The organism is Bacillus sp. RZ2MS9 (assembly GCF_001816185.2).
GTDB classification, from domain to species: Bacteria; Bacillota; Bacilli; order Bacillales; family Bacillaceae_G; genus Bacillus_A; species Bacillus_A cereus.
The window spans coordinates 12,501-27,500 of the sequence record NZ_CP049978.1; the positions used below are offsets into that span (position 1 = coordinate 12,501).

Genomic DNA, 15,000 nt, shown 5'->3' on the forward strand with positions numbered 1-15,000 from the left:
GTAGGCGAGGAGAGAATCCTAAGGTGTGCGAGAGAACTCTGGTTAAGGAACTCGGCAAAATGACCCCGTAACTTCGGGAGAAGGGGTGCTTTCTTAACGGAAAGCCGCAGTGAATAGGCCCAAGCGACTGTTTAGCAAAAACACAGCTCTCTGCGAAGCCGTAAGGCGAAGTATAGGGGGTGACACCTGCCCGGTGCTGGAAGGTTAAGGAGAGGGGTTAGCGTAAGCGAAGCTCTGAACTGAAGCCCCAGTAAACGGCGGCCGTAACTATAACGGTCCTAAGGTAGCGAAATTCCTTGTCGGGTAAGTTCCGACCCGCACGAAAGGTGTAACGATTTGGGCACTGTCTCAACCAGAGACTCGGTGAAATTATAGTACCTGTGAAGATGCAGGTTACCCGCGACAGGACGGAAAGACCCCGTGGAGCTTTACTGTAGCCTGATATTGAATTTTGGTACAGTTTGTACAGGATAGGCGGGAGCCATTGAAACCGGAGCGCTAGCTTCGGTGGAGGCGCTGGTGGGATACCGCCCTGACTGTATTGAAATTCTAACCTACGGGTCTTATCGACCCGGGAGACAGTGTCAGGTGGGCAGTTTGACTGGGGCGGTCGCCTCCTAAAGTGTAACGGAGGCGCCCAAAGGTTCCCTCAGAATGGTTGGAAATCATTCGTAGAGTGCAAAGGCATAAGGGAGCTTGACTGCGAGACCTACAAGTCGAGCAGGGACGAAAGTCGGGCTTAGTGATCCGGTGGTTCCGCATGGAAGGGCCATCGCTCAACGGATAAAAGCTACCCCGGGGATAACAGGCTTATCTCCCCCAAGAGTCCACATCGACGGGGAGGTTTGGCACCTCGATGTCGGCTCATCGCATCCTGGGGCTGTAGTCGGTCCCAAGGGTTGGGCTGTTCGCCCATTAAAGCGGTACGCGAGCTGGGTTCAGAACGTCGTGAGACAGTTCGGTCCCTATCCGTCGTGGGCGTAGGAAATTTGAGAGGAGCTGTCCTTAGTACGAGAGGACCGGGATGGACGCACCGCTGGTGTACCAGTTGTTCTGCCAAGGGCATAGCTGGGTAGCTATGTGCGGAAGGGATAAGTGCTGAAAGCATCTAAGCATGAAGCCCCCCTCAAGATGAGATTTCCCATAGCGTAAGCTAGTAAGATCCCTGAAAGATGATCAGGTTGATAGGTTCGAGGTGGAAGCATGGTGACATGTGGAGCTGACGAATACTAATAGATCGAGGACTTAACCATATAATATGTAGCAAATGTTATCTAGTTTTGAAGGAATATGCCTTCATAGTTTGGTGATGATGGCAGAGAGGTCACACCCGTTCCCATACCGAACACGGAAGTTAAGCTCTCTAGCGCCGATGGTAGTTGGGACCTTGTCCCTGTGAGAGTAGGACGTCGCCAAGCAACTAAAAACACAAGTCATTTGACTTGTGTTTTTTTATTTCCCATGAAATAGATTTGGTTCCATTAATAAAAAATTTGAAATATAGTAAGGGATTTTTTGAGCAGAAATACTTAGAAATTGATAAATAAATGGATAATCTTCAGAACTATAACTGCCAAGTAAGTCATACCACCAATCTGTTTCATACCTAGAAATCATGCTTAAATTATAGAGCAATAAATAATGAATGAGGAGTTCAGGTAATATTGGCTTAGGATTTCTAGGATCAGTCGTAAGTGGCAAATAATAAGTATTAGTAAGATGTTCATAGTATAAAGGAGTACTATACATAGGATTCCATGATTGAATGGGCGCTGTAAAAAGTAAATTTGATTGATTAGTCTTCTCAGGTACGTGCTGTATTGATAAATGCTTACAAGATGTTTCAATGTAACGAGAAAACCTCTCTTTAGTCATATGTAATCGATCTAGTAGGTTGACTGAAAAGGAGAGCTCATTTTTAATTGTTGAATCGATTTTATATAAAGTTGATCCTTTTTGACTATAACGAAATAAATTTTGTAATTCTGGAATATTTCCCATTAATTCTAACATGTTAAATTTTTCTGCTTCTAAGTGTTTCATGTGAAACAGTTGTTCTGCAACATGAGTAAATAATCCGTTTTTTTGTACCTTCACCTCATCTTCTAAAAATTGATACCCTTGTTTTTTTCGTTTGCGAGTTGTAACGCCATGAGCTAAAACAGTAGTGGATTCAGGATAGTTAGGGTCAATAGTTAGTAGGCATGCTTTAAAAAGTTGACTAATTCCATAAAATAACAACATTGGTTGAATGGAAAATGGAGCTGTCTTATATAATTCATAATAATTTTTTCCGTGTTCTAAGTAATAAATAAAGGGATAACAATTTTCAAAACTTTTTTTTTCGGCATCCTGAATAGAGGATTTTTCGTAACAACGGGCAAGATAACGTTGTACGTTTTGAGATGAAAAAAAGAAACTTAACTGCTGCCAAGTACAAGATGTTTGATGCATATATTACGCTCCTTTTATTGTCTAAAAATTCTAACATATATATACGTCCTTGACAGTATTTTAACCAATTGATAAGCTACTAATAATAATTTCTGGTATCATAGGGGGAACAATTATGTGGGAATCTAAATTTGTTAAAGAAGGTTTGACTTTTGATGATGTATTACTTGTACCAGCTAGGTCAGATATATTACCAAGAGAAGTAAGTGTTAAAACAGTTTTATCTGAAAGCTTACAGCTAAACATCCCGTTAATTAGTGCAGGAATGGATACAGTAACAGAAGCTGACATGGCTATTGCAATGGCTCGCCAGGGTGGTTTAGGAATTATTCATAAGAATATGTCTATTGAGCAACAAGCAGAGCAAGTTGATAAAGTAAAGCGCTCTGAAAGCGGCGTTATTTCAGACCCTTTCTTCTTAACTCCAGAACATCAAGTATATGATGCAGAACATCTTATGGGAAAATATCGTATCTCAGGTGTACCGGTTGTAAATAATTTAGATGAGCGAAAATTAGTTGGTATTATTACAAACCGTGATATGCGCTTCATCCAAGACTACTCAATCAAAATTTCTGACGTAATGACAAAAGAACAATTAATTACAGCTCCAGTTGGTACTACACTGGAAGAAGCTGAAAAGATCCTACAAAAGTATAAAATTGAAAAACTCCCTCTTGTTGATAATAACGGTGTATTACAAGGGCTTATTACAATAAAAGATATTGAAAAAGTAATTGAATTCCCAAACTCTGCTAAAGATAAGCAAGGACGCTTATTAGTTGGAGCAGCAGTTGGTGTAACAGCGGATGCTATGCTTCGCATCGATGCATTGGTAAAAGCTAGTGTAGATGCAATTGTACTTGATACAGCACATGGGCATTCTAAAGGTGTTATTGATAAGGTAAAAGAAGTTCGTGCTAAATATCCATCACTAAATATTATCGCTGGAAATGTTGCTACTGCTGAAGCAACGAAAGCACTAATTGAAGCTGGTGCAAACGTAGTTAAAGTTGGTATTGGACCAGGTTCTATTTGTACAACACGCGTTGTAGCCGGTGTTGGTGTACCACAATTAACTGCGGTTTATGATTGTGCAACAGAAGCTCGTAAACACGGCATTCCAGTTATTGCTGATGGCGGTATTAAGTACTCTGGTGATATGGTGAAAGCTTTAGCGGCAGGAGCACATGTTGTTATGCTAGGTAGCATGTTTGCAGGTGTTGCAGAAAGCCCTGGAGAAACTGAAATTTACCAAGGTCGTCAATTTAAAGTGTATCGTGGTATGGGTTCTGTCGGTGCGATGGAAAAAGGAAGTAAAGATCGTTACTTCCAAGAAGGCAATAAAAAACTTGTCCCAGAAGGTATTGAAGGACGAGTACCATATAAAGGACCTTTAGCAGATACAGTTCACCAATTAGTTGGTGGCTTACGTGCAGGTATGGGATATTGCGGAGCACAGGATTTAGAATTCTTACGCGAAAACGCACAATTCATTCGTATGTCAGGTGCTGGCTTACGTGAAAGTCATCCTCATCACGTACAAATTACAAAAGAGGCTCCAAACTACTCATTATAATGTCTTATATACAAATAGACAGAGATTTGATATCTCTGTCTATTTTTTTTTGATTATGTTAGAATAACGGTTATGTGAGTACATAGATATTGGGGGTAGCAAAAGTGAAAGGTATGTTTTGCAAAAGATTCATTGCTTTGGTAACAGTGCTTACACTAGCTTGTAGCATTTTTATGCCATATAGCAATGCATCAGCTGAAACAGGAGCCGCTTTAAACATTGAAGCAGGTGCGGCAATTTTAGTAGAAGCGAATTCTGGGAAAATTTTATATCAAAAGAATGCAGATGAATTATTATCCATTGCTAGTATGACAAAGATGATGAGTGAATATTTAGTTCACGAAGCAGTGGATAAAGGAAAACTTAAGTGGGACCAGAAAATTAAGGTTTCTGAATATGCATATAAGGTTTCACAAGATGCTTCATTATCAAATGTTGCATTAGAAAATGGTGGCTCTTATACAGTAAAAGAGTTATACGAGGCAATGGCAATCTTTTCTGCAAATGGTGCAACAATTGCATTAGCAGAAGCAATTGCAGGTAAAGAAGTAGACTTCGTAAAAATGATGAATGATAAATCGAAAGAACTAGGGTTGAAAAATTATAAATTTGTCAATTCTACAGGTTTAACGAATAAAGATTTAAAGGGAATGCATCCTGAAGGAACAACAGCGGATGAAGAAAATAAAATGTCTGCAAAGGATGTTGCAACTTTAGCACAACATTTAATTAAAGATTATCCAAAAGTGTTAGATACAGCAAAAATCCCTAAAAAAGAATTCCGTCCAGAAAAAGAGAAGTTTGCAATGTCGAACTGGAACTGGATGTTAAAGGGCTTAGTTAAAGAATATGATGGCGTAGACGGCCTAAAAACAGGCTCAACTCCAGAAGCAGGAGATTGCTTCACTGGTACGGTTGAAAGAAACGGAATGCGTTTTATTTCTGTAGTTATTAAAACAAGTTCTCATACAGCACGTTTTGATGAAACAAAGAAGCTATATGATTATGGATTTGCTAACTTTGAAGTAAAACAAATGTATAAAAAAGGTTCTTCAGTAAAAGGACAAGAAACAGTACGAGTAGAAAATGCGAAAGATAAAGATGTAGCAGTTCAAACGAAACAAGCAATTTCACTTCCAGTGCCAAAAGGAAGTAAAGATGTTTATAAAACGGAATTAAAAGAATCAAGTAAGGGACAAGAAGCACCTATTAAAAAGGGAGCTGCGCTTGGTCAAATGGTAATTACGCCAAAAGATACAAACGACCCTGGATTTTTAACTGGTAAGTCACTGCAAGTGGATCTTGTAACAACATCTGAAGTAGAAGAAGCAAACTGGTTTACTCGTGCTATGCGCGGAATTGGTTCATTCTTTAGTGGCATGTGGAATAGCGCTGTTGATACAGTAAAAGGTTGGTTTTAAAAGCTCCTCATGATAGGAGCTTTTTTTTATTCCTATTTTTCATACCGACTTTATGAAAAAGTAGTAGACAAGCATCTGATAGTTAGTGGTAGAATGTAAGAGTATTCTTAATTTTCGCCTTTAACGGGGGAAAGCAATTCACCTAGGGGGGTTTTTGTACATGACAAATGTAACAGGGACAGAACGTGTAAAACGTGGAATGGCAGAAATGCAAAAAGGCGGCGTTATTATGGACGTAGTTAACGCTGAACAAGCAAAAATTGCAGAAGAGGCAGGCGCAGTTGCCGTTATGGCATTAGAGCGTGTACCAGCAGATATTCGTGCAGCAGGTGGCGTTTCTCGTATGGCAGACCCAACAATTGTTGAAGAAGTTATGGGTGCGGTGTCAATTCCGGTTATGGCAAAATGCCGTATCGGTCACCTTGTAGAAGCACGTGTATTAGAATCATTAGGGGTAGACTATATCGATGAGAGTGAAGTATTAACTCCTGCTGATGAAGTATACCATTTAAATAAACGTGATTACACAGTTCCATTTGTATGTGGTTGCCGTGATATCGGAGAAGCTGCACGTCGTATTGCAGAAGGTGCATCTATGCTTCGTACAAAAGGTGAACCAGGAACAGGAAACATTGTAGAGGCAGTGCGTCATATGCGCCAAGTCAATGCAGAAATCCGTCAAGTTGCGAGTCTACGTGAAGATGAGTTAATGACATATGCAAAAAATACTGGCGCTCCTTACGAAGTATTACTTGAAATTAAACGTCTTGGTCGCTTACCAGTTGTAAACTTTGCGGCAGGTGGTGTAGCAACACCAGCAGATGCAGCATTAATGATGCAACTTGGTGCTGATGGGGTATTTGTTGGATCTGGTATCTTCAAATCAGAAAACCCAGAGAAATTTGCACGTGCAATCGTTGAAGCAACGACTCATTATGAAGATTACGAACTAATTGCAAGCCTTTCTAAAGGATTAGGTAATGCAATGAAGGGTGTCGAAATTTCAACGTTATTACCAGAACAACGCATGCAAGAGCGTGGATGGTAATTAAAGGAGAACTTTAAAATGGTGAAAATCGGTGTACTAGGTCTTCAAGGTGCAGTTCGTGAGCATGTAAAATCAGTTGAAGCAAGTGGTGCAGAAGCTGTTGTTGTAAAGCGTATAGAGCAACTTGAAGAGATTGATGGTCTTATTTTACCAGGCGGTGAAAGTACAACAATGCGCCGTCTTATTGATAAGTATGCTTTCATGGAACCACTTCGTACATTTGCAAAGTCTGGTAAACCAATGTTTGGTACATGTGCAGGGATGATTCTTCTTGCCAAAACACTTATTGGCTATGAAGAAGCACATATTGGTGCTATGGATATTACAGTTGAGCGCAATGCGTTCGGACGCCAAAAGGATAGTTTTGAAGCTGCGCTTTCAATTGAAGGCGTGGGTGAAGACTTCATTGGTGTATTTATCCGTGCGCCGTATGTTGTAGAAGTAGCTGATAATGTTGAAGTGCTTTCTAAGCATGGTGACCGAATGGTAGCGGTAAGACAAGATCAGTTTTTAGCTGCTTCATTCCATCCGGAATTAACAGATGATCATCGTGTGACAGCATACTTTGTTGAAATGGTAAAAGAAGCAAAAATGAAAAAAGTTGTATAAGTAACTTGCAACTTGTATAAGATTATAGTAAATTGATGGTAACAATTTTATAAAATAAGCGTGTTGATAGGAAATAGTAACAAATGTCGTTTCTTATAGAGAGTCGATGGTTGGTGGAAATCGATAGAAACAGTTTGTGAATCCATCCTGGAATGGAATGTGGAATATCTTTTGGATTAGTAAGCATTCCCGGTGAAGAGCCGTTATTTCTACTTGAGAGGAAAGCGGTAATGCTTTCAACTAGGGTGGCAACGCGGGTTAACTCCCGTCCCTTTATATAGGGACGGGAGTTTTTTGTGTTTTATAAAATAAAAGGAGGAGTATATAATGCTTGATATTAAATTTTTACGTACAAACTTTGAAGAAGTAAAAGCGAAATTACAGCATAGAGGCGAAGATTTAACTGATTTCGGCCGTTTTGAAGAACTTGATACGAGAAGAAGAGAGCTACTTGTTCAGACAGAAGAATTAAAAAGTAAACGTAACGAAGTATCTCAACAAATTTCTGTATTAAAGCGCGAAAAGAAAGATGCAGAGGCTCTAATTTTAGAAATGCGTGAGGTTGGAGAAAAAGTAAAGGATCTTGATAACGAACTTCGTACAGTTGAAGAAGACTTAGAAAGATTAATGTTATCTATTCCAAATATCCCTCATGAATCTGCTCCAGTTGGTGAAACAGAGGATGATAATGTAGTAGCACGTACTTGGGGAGAAGTGAAAGAATTTACTTTTGAGCCAAAACCACATTGGGATCTTGCTACTGATTTAGGAATTTTAGATTTTGAACGCGCTGGGAAAGTAACAGGAAGCCGCTTCGTATTTTACAAAGGTGCTGGTGCAAGATTAGAGCGTGCTTTAATTAGCTTTATGCTTGATCTTCATACTGATGAGCATGGATATGAAGAAGTATTACCTCCATATATGGTAAACCGTGCAAGTATGACGGGAACAGGACAACTTCCAAAGTTTGAAGAAGATGCATTCCGTATTGAAAGTGAAGATTACTTCTTAATTCCAACAGCTGAAGTACCTGTAACGAATATGCATCGTGATGAGATTTTAAATAAAGAGCAATTGCCTATAAGATATGCTGCATTTAGCTCTTGCTTCCGTTCTGAAGCGGGTTCAGCTGGTCGTGATACACGTGGTTTAATTCGCCAGCATCAGTTCAATAAAGTAGAGCTTGTGAAGTTCGTAAAACCAGAAGATTCTTATGAAGAATTAGAAAAATTAACAAATGATGCAGAACGCGTGTTACAATTATTAGAGTTGCCATATCGCGTTATGAGCATGTGCACAGGCGATTTAGGATTTACAGCAGCGAAGAAATACGATATTGAAGTATGGATTCCAAGCTATGGCACATATCGTGAAATTTCTTCTTGTAGTAATTTTGAAGCTTTCCAAGCGAGACGTGCAAATATCCGTTTCCGCCGTGAGCCAAATGGAAAACCAGAACATGTTCATACATTAAATGGATCTGGTCTTGCAATCGGACGTACGGTTGCAGCTATTTTAGAGAACTACCAACAAGAAGATGGTACAATTATAATTCCAGAAGTTCTTCGCCCTTATATGGGAGGAAAAACAGTTATTAAGTAAATTTAAACATTCATCGGTATGAGTGATTGGTAATTATGAGCGTTGTCAGTACTGTAATGTAGGAAGGGAAAAGTAAAATTTTCCTTTCCTCATAATTTATTTTAGTAGGGTTGACTAACTGTTTTTCTTTTGATATTATATTTGATGTCAATATGGAGGTATACCCAAGTCTGGCTGAAGGGATCGGTCTTGAAAACCGACAGGCGGCGAGAGTCGCGCGGGGGTTCGAATCCCTCTACCTCCTCCAGATATAATTGACAACAGCGCATATAAGTGGAGATTGGAGAACTCGTTACCAACACGTAACGAGTTTTTATTTTAAAACCAATCATAAAGTATGGTGTAAGGTAATTTTGTCCTTATTACACACTCATATTCCGATGATTATCTTCATAGATATGAAAGGAGTCAACATGGATCTTATTATACAAACGTTTCCTTTAGATGGAAAAACTTTATATTATGTACAATGTCCTGTCTGTAAGAACAATAGAATTTTAAACAGTGGTGCAAACGTATCACGCATTATTAGTGATGATACATTCCGTAAACTTTGTGGTTGTACTTGTGATGTAAAACAAGCTACGAGTAAAGTAGAGGCGCCAAAACAAGTTAAAAAAGCAGCTGTAAAGAAAGCGGCGGCTCCAAAACGTACAGGTAAAGTATTAACGGCAGTAATTAACGGGAAAGAAATGACTGTTAAAGAGATTGCTGAAGCATACGATATTAGTACAAGTACTGTTCGTCAGCGCATTAACGCAGGAAAACCTGAGAGTGAAATTATTGCTCCAACAAAGAAGAAGTAATTTAATAGGAAAACCCGTGCATATGCACGGGTTTTTTATTTTACAAGTTTACGTGTTTGTTTTAAAAAATGGCCAATTTTTTTAATGATTGGTTCGATTGAATCACCATCTTTTAAAATATCGTACTCATTAATATTTAAGCGTAATACAGGGCATGAATTAAAGTTGTTAATCCAGTTTTCATAACGTCCATGCATTTCTTTCCAGTACTCAATTGGTGTTTGCTGTTCCATTGGGCGCCCGCGTTCTTGAATACGATCGACAATATCATCGAAAGAACCTTCTAAGTAAATTAATAAGTCTGGATGAGGGAAGTAAGGAGTCATGACCATAGCGTCAAATAAACCTTTGTATGTTTCATAATCAGTTTCCGTCATTGTTCCTTTTTCATGATGCATCTTTGCGAAAATTCCAGTGTCTTCGTAAATGGAACGATCTTGAACAAAACCGCCACCATATTCAAAAATTCTTTTTTGTTCCTTAAATCGTTCTGCTAAAAAGTACACTTGTAGGTGGAAGCTCCAACGAGTGAAGTCCGCATAGAACTTGTCCAAATATGGATTGGAATCTACTTTTTCAAATGATGTGCGATAACCTAAAGCATTAGCTAATGCAGTTGTCATAGTTGATTTACCCACACCTACCGTTCCGGCGATAGTGATTACTGCGTCATTGGGTATATCATATTTTTGCCTTAAATTCATTATTATTTCGACTCCTTTAAGAGAGTATTTTGAAGGGCAGATAGGATGACGTTTAAATCATCAGGATTTTTTACAAAATCCATATCGTCTCCATTAAATTTCAATACTGGTATTTCCGGATGATCTTTTTTAAAAGCATCCATTGCTGTTTCATAATCTTTTGTGAGCTGTAGTAAGTAATTTGGATCCATGTTTTTTTCAAATTCTCTTCCGCGCATGGCGATTCGTTTTTGCAATGTTTCTAGGCTAGCTGTTAAATAAACAATGACATTTGGCACAGGCATATCTTGTGTAAGGATACGATAAATTTGCATGTATTTGTCATATTGGGAGTCTTTTAATGTGCGGGATGCAAAAATTAAATTTTTAAAGATATGGTAATCCGCTACTACTGGTTTCCTTTGATTCAAATACTTTATGTTAATGTCTTCTAATTGTTTGTATCTATTACAAAGAAAGAACATCTCTGTTTGAAAACTCCATTCGTCGATGTCTTCATAGAACTTTCCTAAAAAGGGATTTTCATCAACAATCTCTTTTAGTAAGTGGAGTTGCATGTGAGTTGAAATTTCCTTCGCAAGTGAAGTTTTTCCAACACCAATTGGTCCTTCAACCGTGATAAATGGTACTCCGGTCACGCTGTTTCCTCCTTTCAATCAGTGATTTACCGTGACTACTAAAAACACAAAACAGAATTATTGTAGCACAAGAGGGAAGCGAGCGGGTTAATTTGATATAAAAAGTTAGAAAATAGATATATGTATTAATTAAATTTTATTTTGGTTGATGATGTTATAGTTGCTTTCAATGTAGTTTCCATTATTTTTAAAGCATGTATATTATCTTGGTCGTTGTTAGAGGCGATACAATCCTCTGGTACATACAATGTATAATTTCTCATATGAGCATCATTAGCTGTAAATAGGATACATATATTTCCGGCAATCCCTGTTAGTATTAGATTTTCTATTTTTAAATAACCTAGTAATGAATTTAAAGGTGTTTCATAAAAAGCGGAATAATGTGGTTTAATAAAAATGTAATCATCAGAACTTGGAGCAATCTTATGGATTATGTTTTCGCTATATTCATTTGTACAATGAGTAATAAGTTGGTCGATATCAGATCTCCACAGTTGATAATGGTCATTAACGTAAATTATAGGACAGCCGAAGGATTTCATTTTTTTCTTTAATTGTAAAATAGGGTTTGTTATAATTTCACATTTTTTAGCTAGAATGGGTCCGTGGGAAAATTGAAAGTCATTAATCATATCGATAATGAGCAAGGCGGTATTTTTCATATGTAATCCCCTCTCTTTTTTCTTTTAGGGTGGATTGAATTTGTAAAAGTTATCCCCTGTGTAGTAAATGGAAATAAGTGTACTTTATTTGTAATGAAAGGACTATGTTATGGAACAAGATCAAGATATTTATTTTATGCAATTAGCGATAGAAGAAGCTAAAAAGGCAGAGGAAATACAGGAAGTACCAATTGGAGCAGTTATAGTGTTAGATGGTGAGGTAATTAGTGTTGCCCATAATTTAAGGGAAACTGAGCAGAGATCAATAGCTCATGCTGAGTTGCTAGCGATAGATGAGGCGTGTAAAAAATTAGGGACATGGCGTTTAGAAGATGCAACATTGTATGTAACATTAGAACCTTGTCCAATGTGTGCAGGTGGAATTGTTTTATCACGAGTGAAGCGAGTTGTATATGGTGCAAGTGATCCGAAGGGCGGATGTGCAGGGACATTGATGAATCTTTTAACGGATGAACGCTTCAATCATCAATGTGAAGTAGTATCTGGTGTACTAGAGGAAGAATGCGGTACGTTGTTAACAAGCTTTTTTAGAGAGCTTCGTAAAAAAAGAAAAGCAATAAAAAAATTAGAGAAGAATACTGAGAACTAACGTATTTGCATTTTATAAAGAAACAAGTTATACTGATAATGCCTTTAATGAAGGCAACCGAATATTGGTTTTAACTTTGCCGTGCTAAGCGGGGAGGTAGCGGTGCCCTATACTCGCAATCCGCTCTAGCGAGGCCGAATCCCCTCTCGAGGTTATGTTGCTGTAAGGTCTGCCTTAAGTAAGTGGTGTTGACGTTTGGGTCCTGCGCAACGGGACCCCGTGAACCTTGTCAGGTCCGGAAGGAAGCAGCAATAAGCGGGTCTTCTCGTGTGCCGCAGGAGTGCCTGAACCGAGCTAACTGCTTGAGTAACGCTTATGGTACGTAATCGACGGAGGGTGCACGGCAGTTATATATGTATACAAAACTCACCTTAATACAAAGGTGAGTTTTTTGTATAGAAAATAACTTTTGGAATCTATAAACAGAATGGGTTATAATAAATGAGATAATAACCTTTGAGGGAGGCCGTATTTTCGTGTCATACCAAGCGTTATACCGAACATGGAGACCGCAAAAGTTCGAAGATGTAGTCGGTCAAAAGCACGTGACAAAAACGTTGCAAAATGCCCTTCTTCAAGAGAAAGTTTCACATGCTTATTTATTTTCTGGCCCGAGGGGAACAGGAAAAACGACAATTGCAAAAGTATTTGCAAAAGCAATTAACTGTGAACATGCTCCGGTAGCTGAACCTTGTAATGAATGTCCTTCTTGTTTAGGAATTACACAAGGATCCATTTCAGATGTATTAGAAATTGATGCGGCTTCAAATAACGGTGTAGATGAAATTCGAGATATTAGAGATAAAGTAAAATATGCTCCAAGTGCTGTAGAATATAAAGTATACATTATTGATGAAGTTCACATGCTTTCTATGGGTGCATTCAATGCGCTTTTAAAAACCTTAGAAGAGCCGCCAGGACATGTTATCTTTATTTTGGCGACAACAGAACCTCATAAGATCCCGCCTACAATTATTTCACGTTGTCAGCGTTTTGAATTCCGAAAAATATCAGTGAATGATATTGTTGAGAGATTATCAACGGTCGTGACAAATGAAGGTACGCAAGTGGAAGATGAGGCATTACAAATTGTTGCGCGTGCTGCTGAAGGTGGTATGCGTGACGCACTTAGTCTTATTGATCAGGCTATATCTTATAGTGATGAGACCGTTACGACAGAAGATGTATTGGCCGTAACAGGATCTGTTTCTCAGCAATACTTAGGCAATTTAGTAGAATGCATACGTGAAAATGATGTATCAAGAGCATTGCAAATCATAGATGAAATGATGAGTAAAGGGAAGGATCCAGTTCGTTTTATGGAGGATTTCATTTACTATTATCGTGATATGCTTTTATATCAAACTTCACCGCAACTAGAACATATGTTGGAACGAGTAATTGTAGATGATCAATTCCGTAAGTTGAGTGAAGAAATGCAACCGGAAGTGATCTATGAGATTATTCATACCCTTAGTAAGGGACAACAGGAAATGAAGTGGACAAATCATCCGCGTATTTTCTTAGAAGTTGTTATGGTGCAATTGTGTCAACAGTTTATGATGCAAGCAAATGGTACAGATCGTTTGCAAGCAATTATGAACAGGATGCAGCAACTGGAGAAAGAGTTAGAGCAAGTTAAAAAGAACGGTGTGCCAGCTGGTGTACAACAGGAAGTAAGAGAGACACGTGCAACACCAAAGCCGGTAAGAACAGGAAGTATGAAGATTCCTGTCGGACGTGTAAATGAAGTATTAAAACAAGCGAAGCGTCAAGATTTAGAACAATTAAAAGCTGTATGGGGTGAGTTGTTAGGAAGACTCAAATCATATAACAAAGTAGCGTTTGCTGTTTTACTAGAAAATAGCGAACCAGTGGCAGCTTCAGATGACACTTACGTTTTAGCATTTCAATATGAGATTCACTGTAAGATGGCGAGCGAAAATCGAGAAGCTATGGATACAGTAGAACAAGCTTTATTTGAATTGCTAAGTAAAAGGTTAAATATGATTGCCATTCCAAAAAGTGAATGGGGTAAAATCCGTGAAGACTTTTTACAACGTGAAGGTGGAGAGTCTGAAGAAAGCCCAGAGAAAAAGGAAGATCCTCTTATAGAAGAGGCAGTGAAATTAGTAGGGCAAGAACTCATTGAAATAAAAGAGTAATAATAATTAGGAGGAATTAATTATGATGCGTGGCGGAATGGGAAATATGAATAACATGATGAAACAAATGCAAAAGATGCAAAAGGACATGGCGAAAGCACAAGAAGAGCTTGGTGAAAAAACAGTTGAAGGTACAGCTGGCGGCGGAATGATTACAGTTATCGCAAATGGTCACAAGCAAATTCTTGAAGTGAAGATTAAAGAAGAAGTTGTAGATCCAGAAGATATCGAAATGCTACAAGACTTAGTATTAGCTGCAACAAATGATGCACTTAAAAAGGCTGATGAGCTTTCAAACTCTACAATGGGTAAATTTACAAAAGGTTTAAACTTACCAGGTGGAATGTTCTAGGAGGATATTGATACATGCATTATCCAGAACCAATATCAAAACTAATCGATAGTTTTATGAAGTTGCCAGGTATCGGACCGAAAACGGCGGTTCGATTGGCATTTTTCGTATTAGATATGAAAGAAGATGATGTGTTAGGTTTCGCGAAAGCACTTGTAAATGCGAAGCGAGATTTAGCGTACTGTTCTGTATGCGGACATATTACTGATCGTGATCCTTGTTATATTTGTAATGATTCACATCGAGATCAATCAGTTGTTTGTGTCGTACAAGAACCGAAAGATGTAATCGCGATGGAAAAAATGAAAGAGTATCAAGGTGTATATCATGTGTTACGTGGTGCGATT

14 protein-coding genes, 1 tRNA gene, 2 rRNA genes, 1 other RNA gene and 1 other annotated feature (2 of these 19 running past the window's edge) are annotated in these 15,000 nt (G+C 38.5%); of the genes, 14 read left to right on the plus strand and 4 right to left on the minus strand.

Annotated features, from left to right (window positions below):
- Both BHV55_RS00050 and rrf read left to right on the plus strand, forming a co-directional pair.
- Positions 1-1,253, plus strand: a 23S ribosomal RNA gene (locus tag BHV55_RS00050); it begins 1,669 nt to the left of the window's first position.
- A 49-nt stretch (positions 1,254-1,302) separates the two neighbouring features.
- Positions 1,303-1,418: ribosomal RNA gene (gene rrf / locus BHV55_RS00055) — 5S ribosomal RNA — on the plus strand.
- Between the two features lie 34 nt (positions 1,419-1,452).
- Here rrf and BHV55_RS00060 read toward each other — a convergent pair.
- A complete protein-coding gene (locus BHV55_RS00060; RefSeq protein WP_000554291.1) occupies positions 1,453-2,454 on the minus strand; it encodes a YaaC family protein in 1,002 nt (333 codons plus the stop codon).
- 115 nt (positions 2,455-2,569) lie between these two features.
- Here BHV55_RS00060 and guaB point away from each other — a divergent pair, with 115 nt between their 5' ends.
- From guaB to BHV55_RS00095, 7 genes are all read left to right on the plus strand, one after another.
- Positions 2,570-4,033: an IMP dehydrogenase gene (guaB, locus tag BHV55_RS00065; RefSeq protein WP_000264088.1), complete on the plus strand. Its 1,464-nt coding sequence runs from the start codon at positions 2,570-2,572 to the stop codon at positions 4,031-4,033.
- Between the two features lie 113 nt (positions 4,034-4,146).
- Complete coding sequence (dacA, locus tag BHV55_RS00070) at positions 4,147-5,454, plus strand: D-alanyl-D-alanine carboxypeptidase DacA (RefSeq protein ID WP_125653127.1); 1,308 nt, start codon at positions 4,147-4,149, stop codon at positions 5,452-5,454.
- A 160-nt stretch (positions 5,455-5,614) separates the two neighbouring features.
- Complete coding sequence (gene pdxS, locus BHV55_RS00075) at positions 5,615-6,502, plus strand: pyridoxal 5'-phosphate synthase lyase subunit PdxS (protein WP_000186165.1); 888 nt, start codon at positions 5,615-5,617, stop codon at positions 6,500-6,502.
- 18 nt (positions 6,503-6,520) lie between these two features.
- Positions 6,521-7,111 carry a pyridoxal 5'-phosphate synthase glutaminase subunit PdxT gene (gene pdxT, locus BHV55_RS00080; RefSeq protein ID WP_000238783.1) on the plus strand — a complete coding sequence of 197 codons (591 nt, stop codon included), beginning with the start codon at positions 6,521-6,523 and terminating at the stop codon, positions 7,109-7,111.
- 54 nt (positions 7,112-7,165) lie between these two features.
- Positions 7,166-7,387: a binding site (T-box leader), on the plus strand.
- A gap of 51 nt (positions 7,388-7,438) precedes the next feature.
- Complete coding sequence (serS, locus tag BHV55_RS00085) at positions 7,439-8,713, plus strand: serine--tRNA ligase (protein ID WP_000884186.1); 1,275 nt, start codon at positions 7,439-7,441, stop codon at positions 8,711-8,713.
- Between the two features lie 154 nt (positions 8,714-8,867).
- Positions 8,868-8,960 (plus strand) — tRNA-Ser (locus BHV55_RS00090).
- 166 nt (positions 8,961-9,126) lie between these two features.
- On the plus strand, positions 9,127-9,519 hold the full coding sequence (locus BHV55_RS00095) for a sigma factor-like helix-turn-helix DNA-binding protein (RefSeq protein ID WP_000364196.1): 393 nt from the start codon (positions 9,127-9,129) through the stop codon (positions 9,517-9,519).
- A gap of 35 nt (positions 9,520-9,554) precedes the next feature.
- On the opposite strand, the gene BHV55_RS00100 is transcribed toward BHV55_RS00095, so the two are convergent.
- From BHV55_RS00100 to BHV55_RS00110, 3 genes are all read right to left on the minus strand, one after another.
- Complete coding sequence (locus tag BHV55_RS00100; RefSeq protein ID WP_001053585.1) at positions 9,555-10,223, minus strand: deoxynucleoside kinase; 669 nt, start codon at positions 10,221-10,223, stop codon at positions 9,555-9,557.
- Between the two features lie 2 nt (positions 10,224-10,225).
- The gene (locus BHV55_RS00105) at positions 10,226-10,861 is read right to left on the minus strand and encodes a deoxynucleoside kinase (RefSeq protein ID WP_000148218.1); all 636 of its coding nucleotides are present in this window, start codon (positions 10,859-10,861) and stop codon (positions 10,226-10,228) included.
- Positions 10,862-10,986: 125 nt separating this feature from the next.
- Positions 10,987-11,526: a cysteine hydrolase family protein gene (locus tag BHV55_RS00110; protein ID WP_070757068.1), complete on the minus strand. Its 540-nt coding sequence runs from the start codon at positions 11,524-11,526 to the stop codon at positions 10,987-10,989.
- 109 nt (positions 11,527-11,635) lie between these two features.
- On the opposite strand from BHV55_RS00110, the gene tadA reads away from it, so the two are divergent.
- The 5 genes from tadA to recR all read left to right on the plus strand — a co-directional run.
- On the plus strand, positions 11,636-12,136 hold the full coding sequence (gene tadA / locus BHV55_RS00115) for a tRNA adenosine(34) deaminase TadA (RefSeq protein WP_048568255.1): 501 nt from the start codon (positions 11,636-11,638) through the stop codon (positions 12,134-12,136).
- A gap of 79 nt (positions 12,137-12,215) precedes the next feature.
- An RNA gene (gene ffs / locus BHV55_RS00120) (signal recognition particle sRNA large type) lies at positions 12,216-12,480 on the plus strand.
- 132 nt (positions 12,481-12,612) lie between these two features.
- Complete coding sequence (dnaX, locus tag BHV55_RS00125; protein ID WP_000121575.1) at positions 12,613-14,301, plus strand: DNA polymerase III subunit gamma/tau; 1,689 nt, start codon at positions 12,613-12,615, stop codon at positions 14,299-14,301.
- A 25-nt stretch (positions 14,302-14,326) separates the two neighbouring features.
- The gene (locus tag BHV55_RS00130) at positions 14,327-14,653 is read left to right on the plus strand and encodes a YbaB/EbfC family nucleoid-associated protein (RefSeq protein ID WP_014894853.1); all 327 of its coding nucleotides are present in this window, start codon (positions 14,327-14,329) and stop codon (positions 14,651-14,653) included.
- Between the two features lie 14 nt (positions 14,654-14,667).
- A protein-coding gene (gene recR / locus BHV55_RS00135; RefSeq protein WP_000559169.1) for a recombination protein RecR crosses the window boundary here: on the plus strand, positions 14,668-15,000 show its 5' portion. The gene runs 264 nt beyond the window's last position; 333 of the gene's 597 nt are visible here — the first part of the coding sequence; its start codon is at positions 14,668-14,670; its stop codon lies beyond the right edge, outside the window.